Here is a 15,683-nt window from a genome sequence, read left to right on the forward strand (position 1 = left end):
CTGTATTATTTTTTATTTTTCTTATGAAGCCACCTTCTAAAGAAAAAGATAACAATAAGTGCTATAAGAATAAAAGGCCATATATATAATATACCTAGAAAGAATAAAGATATACCATTAAAACCAGATTTAACAGCATTCCACATTTTTGTTCCGTAGGAAACGGTTACACCAGTTTCTGCTGTTTGTTTATAAAATTCGATATTTAGCGTACTTAAAGAAACTCTGTTTTGTAAGTACTTTAATCGGCCTTGTTTGGCTTCAATTTCTTCTCTAATAGCTGAAAGTTCTCTTTCTATTTCTAGAATTTCTTTTACATTTTTAGCTTTTGAAAGAAGTTCTAGATATCTAGTTTCTAATGTTTTTTTCGCTTTTAAACGTGCTTCAATATCTATAAATTCTTCGGTTACATCTTTTGAAGAAATACGTTTGGTATCAAAATAAGCAACATGATTGCTTATAGAATCTATAGTTTTTTGAAAATTACTAGAAGGCATTCTAATAATTAAATTTCTACTTATAGTATTGTAAGATTTACTAGCATTATCATCTTGTATAAAACCTTCGTTTGCTTTTACAAATTGAATAATTTGTTGGTAGGTTTTTTCTAAATCTTGTGTTTGAAAACGTAGGTAAGATTCTTTTATTAGCTTTTGCTCCATTTCATTTGGGGTAGCTTGAATATTTCCGTTTGGAAAAGCTTCCTTTTCTATAACCATTTCTTTTACTTCGAAATCATCGTAAGAGCTTTCAGATTTGCTACTTCCGGTATTAGAACATGCTAATGGAAGGATAAGTATAAAAATGGATATTAGAAATTTCATGAATTATTGTTTTTGGTTTTTACTAAAAATTTATCAAACATCTTTTTAGTTGCAGCTTCTACTTCTATAAAAGTAGGTTTTTCTTTACCTACATACAAAATCATAAACGCATATTGTGTAGATATGTTGTTAGAAACCAAATGCTTGTTAAGTCTGTAAGCTTCCCGCATTAATCGTTTTATTCTAATTCTATCTACTGCTTTTTTAAAATTTCGTTTTGGTACAGAAACACCAGTTTTTAAGGAAACTGCATCTTGAAAAGTAGTTTTTAAAAATACTAGTCGCAAAGGATATGCCGAAACAGATTTTCCTTCAGTAAAAAGTTTAGTAATAAGCTTTTCACTTTTAAGTTTTTCGGATTTGTTATAAGTAAATTTCAAACAATTAATTTTAGTCTTCAAAGGTAATGAAATAAAAAAACCACTTAACAGCTATTTAAGTGGTTTTAAAAAATTATTTAAATAGAAGTATTTACTTCATATTGTTTTCTTTATTGATATCTGCTATCATTTCTGTTGGGTCTATTTGAACACTTTTAACTGCTTTTGAAGCTTCAAAAGTATAGGTTGGATATGCCCAAGCCCAATCTGCTTTAATAGTTGCGTTTGTTGGTTTTTCACCACGCATCATTTGTAAAGGAATGTAAATATCTTCTGTAGTTCCATCTGTATAAGTAACGGTTAGATCTATAGGCATTGGCATAAGACCAATTCTTTCTAGTGTTACTTTGTTTCCTTCAATATCTTTTACAGCATAATCTATCGTGTTGGTAGTTTGTGTAAAATCTATTAAATACCAGTTTAGTTCTAATCCAGAAACTTTTTCAGCTGTACGGATGAAGTCTATTGGTCTAGGATGTGTAAACGCGAAATCATTGAAATACTTTTTAAGTGTTTTCTGAAGGTTTTCTTCTCCAATAATATATCCTAATTGTCCTAAGAAAACAGCTCCTTTACTATAAGCTGAAGCACCGTATGCTGTATTAAAATTATAACGATCTGCATGTGTAGAAAGTGGCTGTTCAACTCCTGAAGTAGCTAATCTTATATAGCTTTTATAAGATCCTTCTAAAGGATTTTCTTGTTGATAATCCATTACATGATCCATTGCTAAATCGCTTATATAACTTGTAAAACCTTCGTCCATCCATTCGTGTTTAGACTCGTTTGTAGCAAGTAAGAATTGAAACCAAACGTGAGCAATTTCATGAGCAGTTACCCCTACAAGACTTCCAAAGGAACGTTGTCCTGTAATTAAAGTACACATGGCATACTCCATTCCGCCATCTCCTCCTTGAATAACAGAGTATTGATCGTAAGGATACTTACCGATCTTTTCAGAGAAAAAATTCATTAAATCGGCTGTTTTTGGCTGTAAATCTTTCCAATATTGTAAATGTTCTTCCGATAAATCTTTCTTGTAATAGAAGTTTAATAAAGGTCCGTTAGGCATTTGTAAAGTATCATGAATATAATCTGGATCTGCTGCCCAAGTAAAATCATGAACTTCTGGAGCATAATAACGAAGCGTTTTTTTGTTTCCTTTTATTTCTGGTTCCCCTTGTAAATATCCTGTTCCGCCAACTACATAATCTTTATCAATAGTTAGGTTTACTGTATAATTACCCCAAACACCATGGAATTCTCTTCCAATATAAGGGTCTGCGTGCCATCCTTCAAAATCGTATTCGGCTAATTTAGGATACCATTGCGACATAGATAATGCTACTCCTTCTTTACTATTTCTTCCAGAACGACGTATTTGTACAGGTACTTGCGCATCATAAACCATATCGAAAGTTACTTTTTCTCCTGGTTGAATTGGTTCTGCTAAGTCTACTTCTAGAATAGTACCAACTGTTTCATATTTTAACGGCGTACCGTTTTGTTTTAGAGAAGAAACTTTAATGTAACCAATTTCATCCGGACTTAATTTGCTAATTCTGTCTCCTACTCTTTTGTCTGGATCTGCAATTGTACGGGAACGTACATCCATTTCACTTCCTGGTTGAAAAGCATTAAAGAATAAATGATAATAAACTCTATTTATAACATCTGGAGAGTTGTTTGTATAAACTAAGTTTTGTGTTCCTTTATATTGATATTTATTTACATCCATATCAATATCCATGTTGTATTCTACATGTTGTTGCCAATAGGTAGATTTCACATTAGAATTTGTTGAAACAGCCGGTGTTAATGGTGTTAAAGGAGTGGATGTAGTGGTACTTGTAGTACCACATGAAACCAAACTCAACCCAAAAACAAGTAGAAGTAATTTTTTCATTTTGTTAAATTTAATTAATAAAAAAAGGCATCAAAAAAAGTTGATGCCTTTAAGATTATAAAAGATTATTATTTAGATAATTGATCTGCCATAATTAAAGCATTGTAAGCATTTACAACTCTTCCAGATTTTGAAATATCTGAAAAAGGCTTCACATTTGAAGAATCTCCTCCAACAACCACTTTCGTTGTTAATGGTAAACCAGATTCTAAAATCACTTGCTTTACTTGCGCTGCAGTTAATTTTGGATAGTAAGAACGTACTAAAGCAACAACACCAGCAACACCTGGAGCAGCCATAGAAGTTCCGCTAATAGCTTTATATTCGTTTTCTGGGAATGTAGAATAGATTGCAGAACCAGGAGCAAATACATCTACGTTTTTCTTTCCGTAGTTAGAGAAACTAGAAACCATACTAGAACCGTATTTAGAAGTTAATGCACCAACTCTGATATACGTGTCAGACACTTCAACAAAATTCACATTATCGTCTGGGAAGTTAGGTTCTACATCAATATTTTCGCTTGAGTTACCTGCTGCATGTACAAATACTACATCGTTATCTGAAGCGTATTTAATTGCATCTCTTACTTTATCTGCATGTGGAGAGAAAGATTTTCCGAAACTTCCGTTAATAACTTTAGCACCGTTATCTACTGCATAACGAATAGCTAATGCAACATCTTTATCGTACTCATCTCCATTAGGTACTGCTCTAATAGACATGATTTCAACGTTGTTTGCAACACCATTCATTCCAATGCCGTTATCGCGCATAGCAGCAATAATTCCTGCAACGTGTGTACCGTGAGATTCGTCTTTCTTTACTGGTTTTACGTTATTGTCTCCGTATCCAATTTCAGAAAAATCATTGATATCATCCCCTGTAGTTCTTCCGTTGAAGTCTACATTTAAAAGGAAGTTTAAACGCTCGTTAATACTTACTAAAGCACCGTTAATTTCACCAATTGCTTCTTGTAAAGTTAATCCGTTAGCATTCATTCCGTTTGCTACTTGAATAGCTTGAGATAATGCTTCATCTTCTGTTTCAATATTATTAACTTCTTCTAGTGTATAATCTTCTTTACCTAAGTGATTAGCTAAAGTTTCATTAGCACCTTTTACAGCTTGTGCAATTTGATCGTACTGCGCTTTACGGCCAGTCCATAAATCGTAATCTTCTTCTAATTGAGCTTTTGCAGCTTCGTAATCTGGGTTTGAAGTATCTCCAGAAGCTACAATTCTTGTGTGCTCTAATTGCTCATCATAAGCTTCTCCTAAGAAATTCCAACCGTGAATATCATCTACATAACCATTGTTATCATCATCAATTCCGTTTCCAGGAATTTCTCCTTTGTTCGTCCAAATTACACCGTTTAAATCTTCATGATCGATATCGATACCAGAATCTATTACTGCAACGATTACTTTTTGTCCTTTTTTGTTTTTAATGATTTCTGCATAAGCTTTTTCAACGCTCATTCCAGGAATCGTATCTTTTACAAGGTCTAAATGTCCCCATTTATTTTTTTCTACATCTGTTAAGTCAGAAACTTTTAATGGTAAAGCATCTATATTTTCAATAGGTGTTGAAAGGATTTCACTTGTACTTCCACAACCTGTTAAAACAAGTGCAAAGCTCCCTGCAAGTAGGAAGGATTTAATAATTCTCATAGTTTAGTTTTAGTTTATTTATTTATAAAATGTCATTACATGTAAAAACCTTATCTAGTCGCACGCCTTTTTCGGTGTGTTTTACTGTAATGATTTCATTCTGTGCGTCGTGCTCCAAAAATAAGTAATAATTATTATCTGCTGCCAAATTGAGGAAAGTTTCTTTTTCATCAAGTGTTAGCAAAGGTCTTGTGTCATAGCCCATTACAAAAGGTAGCGGTAAATGCCCAACAGTAGGTAGTAAGTCTGCCATAAAACAAATGGTTTTTCCTTTGTAGTTAATCATAGGAATCATTTGTTTATCTGTATGCCCATTTGCAAAGAAAATATCAAAACCTAATTCTGAATTTTTTAGAATTGTTTCGTTTGGAAGCGAAGTAAATTTTAAATGTCCACTTTCTTCCATAGGAAGTATATTCTCTTTTAAAAAAGAAGCTTTTTCGCGATTATTAGGTTTGGTTGCCCATTCCCAATGGTTTTTGTTGCTCCAAAAGTTTGCGTTTTTAAAAGCTGGCTCGTAACCTGTTCTATCTTTATTCCATTGAATACTTCCTCCGCAATGATCAAAATGTAAATGCGTCATGAATACATCTGTGATATCATCTCGATGAAAACCGTGTGCCTTTAGGGATTTATCTATACTATCATCTCCCCACAGGTGGTAATAACCAAAGAATTTTTCGCTTTGCTTATCTCCCATTCCTGTATCTATTAGGGTTAAACGATTTCCGTCTTCAATTAATAAACAACGTGCTGCAATATCTATCATATTGTTAGCATCTGCCGGATTGGTTCTTGTCCATAAAGATTTTGGTACTACACCAAACATAGCACCACCATCTAACTTAAAATTTCCAGAGTTTATAGGGTATAATTTCATAAGTGCAAATTACTAAATAAGATGCATAAGTTATAAAACGTTAAGAGTATATTAAGAAATTACTTGTTTTTACAAGATTTATTTTTTGTGCTTGTTGAAAAAAGTGTTTCCATATTTTTAATTAATTATAAGAAAATGAAAGACTTATAGTGCTAAAAACGCCCCGTAATTTTTTTAATTAAAAACATTTTAAGGAATATTTAATTATCATAAAATCAATCAATCTATTTATTAGTTACAATTATTTATTATTTTCACAAAAAAACATGTAGATGATAGAATTAGCAGGAATAATCATTTTAGGAATATTGGCACAATGGGTTGCTTGGAAATTTAAGATTCCAGCAATATTACCTTTAATTCTAATTGGATTATTAGTAGGTCCTATCGCAGCAGAGTATTTATCTGCAGATGGATCTAAATGGATAGAGCCTGTTTGGGACGGAACCAAAGGGTTATTTCCTGGAGATGGTTTGTATTATTTTGTATCCTTAGCCATAAGTATTATTCTTTTTGAAGGAGGTTTAACCCTTAAAAGATCTGAAATAAAAAATGTAGGTCCAGTAATTACTAAGTTAATTACATTAGGTTCTGCAGTTACTTTTTTTGGAGCAGGTATTGTTGCTCATTATGTTTTTGAGCTAAGCTGGGAGCTATCTTTCTTATTTTCGGGATTGATTATAGTAACAGGACCAACGGTAATTACCCCAATTTTAAGAAATATTCCTTTAAAAAAGGATGTTTCTGCAGTTCTTAAATGGGAAGGTATTCTTATTGATCCTATTGGAGCTTTGGTTGCCGTTTTGGTATTTGAGTTTATAAGTGTAGGTGGCGAAGGAGGTTTTACTAAAAACGCTTTAATGGAGTTTGGTAAAATTATACTCTTCGGAACAACTTTCGGGTTTACATTTGCCCATGCTTTAGCTTATGCCATTAACAAGAAATTCATTCCACATTATCTGCTTAATGTAGTTTCTTTATCTACCGTTTTATTAGTTTTTGTCGAGTCTGAAGTATTTGCTCATGAATCTGGTTTATTGGCTGTAGTGGTTATGGGAATGGTTTTAGGAAACGGAAAATTAGAAAACATAAAAGAACTACTTTATTTTAAAGAATCTCTGAGTGTTTTATTAATTTCTATACTATTTATCCTTCTTGCAGCAAACATCGATATGGATGATTTACTGCTTCTTTATAATTGGAAAACAGCAGTATTATTCGCCATAGTAGTGTTTGTAATTAGACCTTTAGGAGTGTTTTTAAGTACAGCCGGCTCCAAACTCAAATTCAATGAAAAATTATTTATTAGTTGGGTAGGACCACGCGGAATTGTAGCTGCAGGTATAGCTTCACTTTTTGGAAGTAAGTTGCTTAAATTAGGTATTCCTGGTGCGGAATATATTACTCCACTAGTGTTTATGATTGTTTTAGGAACGGTTTTATTAAATGCTACAACTGCTAGATTATTTGCTAAGATTGTTGGTGTGTTCTTAAAAAAATCGGAAGGTATTTTAATTATTGGAGCTTCCAAAGTTTCTAGGCTATTAGGGCAATACCTAGAAAATAACGGAAGACATGTTGTGTTAATTGATAGTAACCATAATAATATTGCTAAAGCAAATGCAGTGGGCTTAGAAGCTTTTGGAACTAATATTTATTCGGAAACCCTAACCGATAATATTGAGTTGAATGATGTTGGTTATTTAATGGCGTTAACCGGAAACACAGATATTAACAAATACGCAATAAATAAATTTAGCAGTCAGTTTGGTGAAAATGGTTCTTTTAGATTGGTTTCTTCAGAAGAAATGCAAGACAAAAATAATACGCCAGAGCAAGGATTGTTTTCAAGTACCGACGATTTTAATTCTTTAAACGAATTAACTAAAAGATATCCTTCTATTCAAGAAATTGATATTAAGGATACCGAAAATTATAAGTTTTTAATTGAGATAACGAATAAGGATAAAGACATGATTCCGTTGTTTATTAAAGATGACAAAGGAAATCTAGAAATTATACCTTCTCATAATACTGAGGTTGATGAAGTTGGTAAGAATTGGAAATTAGTGTATCTTGGGAAAACATTTGAAGAGGAATCTGATGCACAGAAATCGGCCTCTTAAAAAGTAAATATAGTAGTGTTAATTATGTTTATAAACGAAAAAAAGATTCCAGCAAAAGCGGAATCTTTTTTTATTTAAGGACTTTGGTAATCCTCTTATTTTAATTGTTTTTTCGTTTAGTCATTCAGTTTTAAAACTGCCATGAAAGCTTCTTGAGGTATTTCTACATTACCTACTTGACGCATACGTTTCTTTCCTTTCTTTTGCTTTTCAAGTAGCTTACGCTTTCTAGAAATATCTCCACCATAACATTTTGCTGTTACATCTTTACGAAGTGCTTTTACCGTTTCACGAGCAATAATTTTAGCCCCAATTGCTGCCTGAATTGGAATATCGAATTGCTGGCGTGGTATTAATTCCTTCAGCTTTTCTGTCATTTTTTTACCAATATTATGCGCGTTATCAGCGTGAATTAATGCTGAAAGTGCATCTACTGGTTGTCCGTTTAATAAAACGTCTACACGTACTAGTTTAGATGTCTTCATTCCGATAGGATGATAGTCAAAAGATGCATATCCTTTAGAAACTGTTTTTAAACGATCATAAAAATCGAATACAATTTCTGCTAATGGCATATCGAAACTTAATTCTACTCTTTCTGGAGTTAAATATGTTTGGTTTGTGATAATACCACGTTTTTCAATACATAAAGACATAACGTTACCAACAAAATCTGATTTGGTAATAATAGTTGCTTTTATATAAGGTTCCTCCACACGATCAAGTGTAGAAGGGTCTGGTAAATCACTTGGGTTATTTACTATAATTGGAGTTTCAGGGTACTTTCTAGTATAAGCATAGTAACTTACGTTAGGTACTGTGGTAATTACCGTCATGTTGAACTCGCGTTCTAAACGTTCTTGGATAATTTCCATGTGAAGCATTCCTAAGAATCCACAACGGAAACCAAAACCTAATGCCGCCGAACTTTCTGGTAAGAAAATTAACGAAGCATCGTTAAGTTGTAGTTTTTCCATCGAGTTTCTTAACTCTTCATAATCTTCAGTATCTACTGGGTAAATTCCTGCAAAAACCATTGGTTTTACATCCTCAAAACCTGCAATAGGATTGGTTGTTGGATTTTTAGCATCAGTAATAGTATCTCCTACTTTTACTTCTTTTGCTTCTTTAATTCCTGTAATTACGTAACCAACATCTCCAGCTTTTATTTCTTTTCTAGGATATTGCTTCAGTTTTAAAGTTCCAATTTCATCTGCAAAGTAATTTTTATCTGTTGCAATGAATTTTATGTTTTGGCCTTTTTTAATAGAACCATTTATAACTCTAAAGTACGTTTCTACTCCACGAAATGGGTTATAAACCGAGTCAAAAATTAATGCTTGAAGTGGTTCATCTACATTACCACTTGGGGCAGGAATACGCTCGATGATTGCTGTTAGAATATCTTTAATTCCTAAACCAGTTTTAGCACTAGCAGGAATTACATCTTCAGGTTTACAACCAAGAAGGTCTACTATATCATCTGTTACTTCTTCCGGATTTGCACTTGGTAAATCTACTTTATTTAGTACCGGAATAATTTCTAAATCATTCTCTAAAGCTAAATATAAGTTAGAAATAGTTTGTGCTTGTATGCTTTGTGCAGCATCTACAATAAGTAAAGCTCCTTCACAAGCTGCAATAGAACGGGAAACTTCATAAGAGAAATCTACGTGACCAGGAGTATCAATAAGGTTTAAGACATATTCTTCTCCTTTATGAATATATTCCATTTGTATGGCGTGCGATTTAATGGTAATACCACGTTCTCGCTCTAAGTCCATACTATCTAAAAGTTGATCTTGTTTTTCTCTATCTGTCACAGATCCAGTAAAATCCAGCAATCTGTCTGCTAGCGTGCTTTTTCCGTGGTCAATATGTGCAATAATGCAAAAGTTTCTAATGTGCTTCATAATCCAATTTATCTTATCTGTATAAGATTTAGCAAATATAATGCAATTATTGGCCTTTTCACATTTTTATTTCAATGGAATACCGCACTTAAAATAAGATTAAAACATTCTAAAAATATTATAAACAATTGTTATATTGCATTTAAAACCCAAAACATATTGAATATTAAAACCTACTTTTTTATCCTATTAATTTTTATCCCTGTAGGAATATTTAGTCAAGACTACTCTGTTAAAGGTAAAGTTTATGATGTAAACAACTCGCCAATTTCTTTCGCTAATATTGTTTTATTAAATACAGAAACAGATGCTGTTGTTACTGGTACAAGTAGTGATGATTCTGGAAATTTTTTTATAGATAATATTGCTTCAGAAAAGTATATTATTAAAGTTTCATTTATTGGTTTCAAAGATTTCTCTAAAGAAATTGAAGTTGACAAAAACTTAGATTTTGCAACTATAATACTTGAAGAGGATAAGGAAGACTTAGAAGAAGTTACCATTATTACTAAAAAGCCAACTATTAAAAAAGAAGCAGACAGGTTGGTTTTCAATATTGCTAATACAGCCTTAAGCGAAGGAAATATGCTAGAGGTTTTAAAAAGTACTCCAGGAGTTTTAATTGTAGATGAATCGATTATTATTAAGCATTTTGAACCAGTGGTTTATATTAATAATAGAAAAGTTCATATTACAGGTGACGAATTAATCCAATTATTAGAAGGTACTCCGGCAAGTCATATAAAATCTATAGAAGTTATTACAAATCCTCCTGCAAATTATGATGCTTCTAGTGGTTCTGTATTGAATATCATCATGGAAAAGAATTTAATAACAGGTTATAAAGGATCTGTTTTTGCAAATTATACGCAAGGAGATTTTCCTAGATATAATGCAGGGATAGCTAATTTTTATAAAACTGATAAATTCAACATTTCTACTAATTATAGTTTTACACGTAGTAAAATTGATAGAGAAAGTGATGAAGAAATAAACTACATAAATAATGGCGAAATTTATGAAAAATGGTTTTCTAATATTAATAGAAATAGATGGTCAGACTCCCATAATTTAAATTTAAATTTCGATTATTTTATAGATGATTCTAACACTTTAAGCTTTAATTCTAACTTATTGTTTTTGCCGTATTACAAGTATATAGCAAAAGGTGAAGTAGATGTTACAGATAATCAAAACAACTTACTTTATAACTTTAACTCACGAAATACATCAAGAGATAATAAGTATAATTTAGCTTTTGATTTGAACTATACACACAAATTTAAAAATGCTTCAAAATTAAGTTTTAACTCACATTATACAGCTTATGACTATGATAGAAAACAAGATGTACTAAGTAATTATTTCTTTCCTGGTAGTCCAAATGATTCAAATGCGTTTCATTCAAAATCAAACCAAGTAGCAGATATTTTCACTGTACAAGTTGATTATTCTTTACCTATAAGTGAAACAGAATCTTTTAGTGTAGGAGTTAAGACTTCATTAATTGAAAATAAAAGTGATATCAGCCATTTTGATGAAGTAGGAGGTAATCAAACATATAATCCTGCTAATTCGGATGCATTTAATTATTACGAAGATATTTTTGCTGCTTATGTAAGTTACGCAAAGAATTGGGGGAAATGGGATTTATCGGCAGGATTCCGTTTAGAACAAACTAATATTGAAGGAGATTCTCCTTTAACAAACTTAATAGATAAGCAAGACTATTTTAAGGTTTTTCCTACTTTTAACTTAAGTAGTAAACTAACAGAAAGCACTAGTTTATATGTAAATTATAATCGTTCTGTAGATAGGCCTAAATACCAGGATTTAAACTCTTTTAAATATTTTTTAAATGATAATACGGTTGTTGTGGGAAACCCAAATTTACAACCTGCATTTATAGATAAGTTTGTAATTGGTACTTCTATAAACGACACCTATACTATTGAAGCATATTACAATCATTCTATCGATAATTTTTTAGAATTACCTATTCAGGATAACATCGATAATCAATTAGTTTATACTCCTGTTAATATAGAAAAGACAATTGAGTTTGGTTTCGATTTTAGTACTTATTTTAATGTAACAAACAGTTGGTTTGTTTATTTTGTAACTTCTTTTTACAATATTCAAGACCAAGTACATAATTCAGATGTTCAGCTAAAAAAAGATACTTGGTCTAACTATTCGGTGTTAAGTAATGATTTTGCTTTTTTAAAAGACAGAAGTTTGACGGCAAACTTTACCATGGTTTATATTGGAAAAAACCAGCAAGGTTTTCAAGATGTTAAAACAAGACTAGCAACAGATTTAGCAATAAAAAAGACTGTTTTAAACAATAGAGGAACTATTTCTTTATCTGCTTCCGATTTGTTTAATACACAAGGATACAGTGTTACTTCTAGATACTTAAACCAAAACAACAGAAGAGATTTTAAAGAACCTAATAGGTATATAAAACTAGGGCTTAGTTATAAATTAGGTAATAGTAATCTAGAAACCAATGAGCGTATTAAGGAGTTGAAAGAAAGAGATCGCTTAGAAAAGTAAACTCTTATAAATAAAATTAAACTCCTAAAATTTTAGCATCTACTCTAAATTTGGTGTCTATAAGTATATCATGAGTTTCGCTAATGGTTTCATCTGTTATTGTTTTAACACGTAAGTTGAAACTATCTTTTTTAATGAATTCTTTTAGTTCTTTATCAAGAAGGTTTAATTCTATAGTATTAGAATTGGTGTTTTCTAAGTCGTAAATATTTGCAATTTCTATTTCTTCTAAACCTTCAGCATTTATAAAAACATGCATTTCTTTTAAGAAGTTGAAGTTTCCGTTTTCTGGAGATTCAATTGTAAGTTTTATTCTTTTCAGCTTAATACTTTCAATTAAATTTTTCTTCGTGTTATTATTTTCAAAAGTTGTCTCCGATTCTGTTGTAATATCTGGAGTATCAAAAATAATTGGGGCGTTGATTAAAGTAGAAGCAGGAACCGAATAATTGCTTCGATAATCTATATCAAATTTGGTTAAATCATCAATAACACTGCAATTAAAAAGTAGGATAAAAGAGGTAAAAAGTAAAATTAGGGGCTTTTTCATTTAAAATTTTAGTGCTAAAGATACGTTTTTAATAAAAACACATTATTTATATTTTAAAAAATCTAACAAGCAAAGAATAATAAAAGACTTATTTTTGCATAAAATATTTATTACTTGGTAAAAATAGGCAACATAGAACTTCCAGATTTTCCGCTATTATTAGCGCCTATGGAAGATGTAAGTGATCCTCCTTTTCGTGCTTTATGCAAAGAACAAGGAGCAGATGTAGTATACACAGAATTTATTTCTAGTGAAGGTTTAATTAGAGATGCTGCAAAAAGCGTCATGAAATTAGATATTTACGAAAAAGAACGTCCTGTTGGAATTCAGATTTTTGGAGCCAACCTAGACAGTATGTTGCAGACTATTGATATAGTTGAAAAATCGAACCCAGATATTATTGATATAAATTTTGGTTGTCCGGTTAAAAAAGTAGTAAGTAAGGGTGCAGGAGCAGGTATTTTAAAAGATATCTGTTTAATGGAAAGCCTAACTGCTGAAATCGTAAAACGAACCAATTTACCTGTTACCGTAAAAACGCGTTTAGGCTGGGATCATGATTCTATAAAAATTGTTGAAGTTGCCGAAAGACTTCAAGATGTAGGTTGTGCTGCAATTTCTATTCATGGTAGAACCAGAGCGCAAATGTATAAAGGGGAAGCCGATTGGAAACCAATTGCCGAAGTAAAAAACAATCCTAGAATGCATATTCCTGTTTTTGGAAACGGCGATGTGGACACTCCTGAAAAAGCTATGTTAATGCGTGATGAATACGGATTAGATGGTTGTATGATTGGAAGGGCTACTATTGGAAATCCGTGGTTTTTTAAGCAAGTAAAACACTTTTTCGAAACCGGTGAGCATCTAGCTCCAATTTCTTTAGAAGAACGCGTAGAAGCCGCTAGAAGACATTTACAAATGGCAATTGATTGGAAAGGTGAAACTCTAGGTGTTTTTGAAACTAGAAGACATTATACTAATTACTTTAAAGGAATTCCACATTTTAAAGAATTCCGTATGAAAATGGTTACTAGTGATCACTCCGAAGATGTTTTTGCAGCTTTTGATGAGGTTCTAGCGAATTTTTCTGGTTATCAATTTTCTGAATAATTCTAAAAATTAATTTGAAACCAAGTTTTTGGTAATTCTAGTTGAAGCTATTTTTGAAGCTAAAACCCCTAAAATAGTTATCGTTGTAAATACGATTAAAACATTTATAGCCTTTAATGAAACAGGGTAGGGAAGTGATGGTGTAATCATTACTAATGAAAAGGTTTGTTGTAGGAAAATAAGTAGCAAGCCTATTACTAAGCCAACTATTCCCCCTATAAGTGTCATTAAAACCCCTTGATAAAAGAAAATTTTACGAATATCTTTTTGAGTAGCTCCTAGATTAAATAAGGTGTTTAGGTTTTTCTTTTTATCTAGAATCATCATGATTATTGAGCCTATAACATTAAATAGTGCAATAATTAAAACTAAGGTGAAAATTAAATATACAGCAAGATATTCGGTGTTAAGCATTTTATATAGCGCATCGTTAAGTTGAGCTCTATTTTTTAAAACTACTTTATCTCCAAGAATATTTAGAATTTCTGCTCGTACTTTATCTTCGTTAAATCCTTCTTTTAATTTAAATTCTATCGAAGAAACTTGATTCTCTTCGTAGTCTAAAAGCTTTTGAGCAAAGGAAAAAGGAGCGTAAACATATTTATCATTATGTTCTTCGTTTATGTCGAAAATCCCAACATTAACCGCTTGAAAAGTATTATAAATTTGGTTTACAGAAGTTATTTGTCCTTTTCCAGGCTTCGGTACATATAAGCTAACACGTTTTCCGTAATCTAAAACCCCAAAAGAAAGATTGCTTGAAATTCCCCAACCAACTACAATCTGATTGGTATTCTGTGTAAGCCAATTTCCTAAAGGAATAACAGAATCTATAGCATTTACTTTTTCGTAATTTTCGTCAACTCCTTTTATATATGCATTCGGGTAGTTTTTATCATCAAAAGCAATAAAAACACGATCTTCTATAATTTTAGAATAGGATATAATATCTTCTAGTTGGTTTAGTTTTTCTAATTCTTCATTAGAAACTAAAAAAGATTTTCCTTTAGCTGTTTCAGCTTTTAAATCAGGATCCACTATAGATGTAAACTGAAGCGTAAAATCTTTTAAGCCAGCAAAACCAGAAAGTACAATAAAAAGAGAGGCAGAGCCAAGTATAATTCCGATAGCTGCAATTATGGTAATAAAATTTATTGCGTTGTTGCTGCTTTTAGAATGTAAATAACGTTTGGCTATGTATAGTGCGAAGTTCACTATGTTTTTTTTCTGTTATCTAAAAGATTTGGATCTGTAATTGGGTTTTCTTTTCCTTTTAAAGACTGTTCAATCTTGTCTATATACTCTAAAGAATCGTCTATAAAAAATTCTAAATTAGGCATACGTCTTAGTTGGTGTCTGGTACGTTGCGCTAATTCATGTCTAATTAAAGGCGTGTTAGATTTAATTCCAACCAACAACTCCTTAGCTTTATCATTTGGGAAAATGCTTAAATATACTTTAGCAACAGAAAGATCAACAGTTACTTTTACTTTGCTTACAGATATGATAATTCCACGCATTCCACCTTGCGATGCAGCATTTTGCAACACATCTACTAAATCGCGTTGTAATACAGAACCTATTTTTTTTTGTCTTTGAGTTTCTTCCACTTTAATAATAATTTAGATCTAAGTTATTCTTTTGATCTCCTTGCACATAAAACATTAGTATGTACTTCTTTGGTGCAAAAATAGTTGATATTTAAAGATTATCTTACTTTTGAAGATACAATTTTCATATCTTAAAGATAGATTTTAATTTA

12 protein-coding genes are annotated in these 15,683 nt (G+C 31.5%); 3 read left to right on the top strand and 9 right to left on the bottom strand.

The features are described from left to right. Window positions 1-5: 5 nt before the first annotated feature. The 5 genes from DU428_RS03065 to DU428_RS03085 all read right to left on the bottom strand — a co-directional run bounded on the left by DU428_RS03065 (window position 6) and on the right by DU428_RS03085 (window position 5,663). The gene (locus tag DU428_RS03065; RefSeq protein WP_072347772.1) at window positions 6-824 is read right to left on the bottom strand and encodes a DUF4349 domain-containing protein; all 819 of its coding nucleotides are present in this window, start codon (window positions 822-824) and stop codon (window positions 6-8) included. Further along, window positions 821-1,204: a ribonuclease P protein component gene (rnpA, locus tag DU428_RS03070; protein ID WP_113965782.1), complete on the bottom strand. Its 384-nt coding sequence runs from the start codon at window positions 1,202-1,204 to the stop codon at window positions 821-823. Before rnpA ends, DU428_RS03065 begins: the two co-directional genes overlap by 4 nt. 91 nt (window positions 1,205-1,295) lie before the next feature. Then, window positions 1,296-3,110 (bottom strand): M1 family metallopeptidase, encoded by a 1,815-nt coding sequence (locus tag DU428_RS03075; RefSeq protein WP_113965783.1) that lies wholly within the window; start codon window positions 3,108-3,110, stop codon window positions 1,296-1,298. Window positions 3,111-3,178: 68 nt separating this feature from the next. Then, window positions 3,179-4,783, bottom strand: a complete 1,605-nt coding sequence (locus tag DU428_RS03080) for a S8 family peptidase (protein ID WP_072347766.1) — start codon at window positions 4,781-4,783, stop codon at window positions 3,179-3,181. Window positions 4,784-4,805: 22 nt separating this feature from the next. After that, on the bottom strand, window positions 4,806-5,663 hold the full coding sequence (locus tag DU428_RS03085) for an MBL fold metallo-hydrolase (protein ID WP_072347764.1): 858 nt from the start codon (window positions 5,661-5,663) through the stop codon (window positions 4,806-4,808). A 272-nt stretch (window positions 5,664-5,935) separates the two neighbouring features. Between DU428_RS03085 and DU428_RS03090 the strand changes: the two genes are divergently transcribed. Continuing rightward, window positions 5,936-7,789 carry a cation:proton antiporter gene (locus tag DU428_RS03090; protein ID WP_113965784.1) on the top strand — a complete coding sequence of 618 codons (1,854 nt, stop codon included), beginning with the start codon at window positions 5,936-5,938 and terminating at the stop codon, window positions 7,787-7,789. Window positions 7,790-7,905: 116 nt separating this feature from the next. Here the strand turns inward: DU428_RS03090 and lepA are convergent, their stop codons facing one another. Continuing rightward, complete coding sequence (lepA, locus tag DU428_RS03095) at window positions 7,906-9,702, bottom strand: translation elongation factor 4 (RefSeq protein ID WP_072347760.1); 1,797 nt, start codon at window positions 9,700-9,702, stop codon at window positions 7,906-7,908. A 159-nt stretch (window positions 9,703-9,861) separates the two neighbouring features. On the opposite strand from lepA, the gene DU428_RS03100 reads away from it, so the two are divergent. Next, the gene (locus DU428_RS03100; RefSeq protein WP_243633438.1) at window positions 9,862-12,261 is read left to right on the top strand and encodes an outer membrane beta-barrel family protein; all 2,400 of its coding nucleotides are present in this window, start codon (window positions 9,862-9,864) and stop codon (window positions 12,259-12,261) included. A gap of 16 nt (window positions 12,262-12,277) precedes the next feature. On the opposite strand, the gene DU428_RS03105 is transcribed toward DU428_RS03100, so the two are convergent. Beyond that, window positions 12,278-12,811 (bottom strand): hypothetical protein, encoded by a 534-nt coding sequence (locus DU428_RS03105; protein WP_072347756.1) that lies wholly within the window; start codon window positions 12,809-12,811, stop codon window positions 12,278-12,280. 114 nt (window positions 12,812-12,925) lie between these two features. Between DU428_RS03105 and dusB the strand changes: the two genes are divergently transcribed. Then, window positions 12,926-13,921: a tRNA dihydrouridine synthase DusB gene (gene dusB / locus DU428_RS03110; RefSeq protein ID WP_072347754.1), complete on the top strand. Its 996-nt coding sequence runs from the start codon at window positions 12,926-12,928 to the stop codon at window positions 13,919-13,921. 9 nt (window positions 13,922-13,930) lie between these two features. Here dusB and DU428_RS03115 read toward each other — a convergent pair whose 3' ends face one another. Continuing rightward, a complete protein-coding gene (locus tag DU428_RS03115) occupies window positions 13,931-15,136 on the bottom strand; it encodes an ABC transporter permease (RefSeq protein WP_072347753.1) in 1,206 nt (401 codons plus the stop codon). After that, a complete protein-coding gene (gene rbfA, locus DU428_RS03120) occupies window positions 15,136-15,531 on the bottom strand; it encodes a 30S ribosome-binding factor RbfA (protein WP_072347751.1) in 396 nt (131 codons plus the stop codon). The genes DU428_RS03115 and rbfA overlap by 1 nt, the downstream gene beginning before the upstream one ends. Window positions 15,532-15,683: the final 152 nt, after the last annotated feature.

It is taken from the genome of Oceanihabitans sediminis (assembly GCF_003337215.1).
Lineage (GTDB): Bacteria > Bacteroidota > Bacteroidia > Flavobacteriales > Flavobacteriaceae > Oceanihabitans > Oceanihabitans sediminis.

Bases quoted from the DNA above. Each gene is read 5' to 3' on its own strand.
- DU428_RS03065 (WP_072347772.1), bottom strand. From the start codon at position 824: ATGAAATTTCTAATATCCATTTTTATACTTATCCTTCCATTAGCATGT.
- DU428_RS03075 (WP_113965783.1), bottom strand. From the start codon at position 3,110: ATGAAAAAATTACTTCTACTTGTTTTTGGGTTGAGTTTGGTTTCATGT.
- DU428_RS03080 (WP_072347766.1), bottom strand. From the start codon at position 4,783: ATGAGAATTATTAAATCCTTCCTACTTGCAGGGAGCTTTGCACTTGTT.
- DU428_RS03085 (WP_072347764.1), bottom strand. From the start codon at position 5,663: ATGAAATTATACCCTATAAACTCTGGAAATTTTAAGTTAGATGGTGGT.
- DU428_RS03090 (WP_113965784.1), top strand. From the start codon at position 5,936: ATGATAGAATTAGCAGGAATAATCATTTTAGGAATATTGGCACAATGG.
- lepA (WP_072347760.1), bottom strand. From the start codon at position 9,702: ATGAAGCACATTAGAAACTTTTGCATTATTGCACATATTGACCACGGA.
- DU428_RS03105 (WP_072347756.1), bottom strand. From the start codon at position 12,811: ATGAAAAAGCCCCTAATTTTACTTTTTACCTCTTTTATCCTACTTTTT.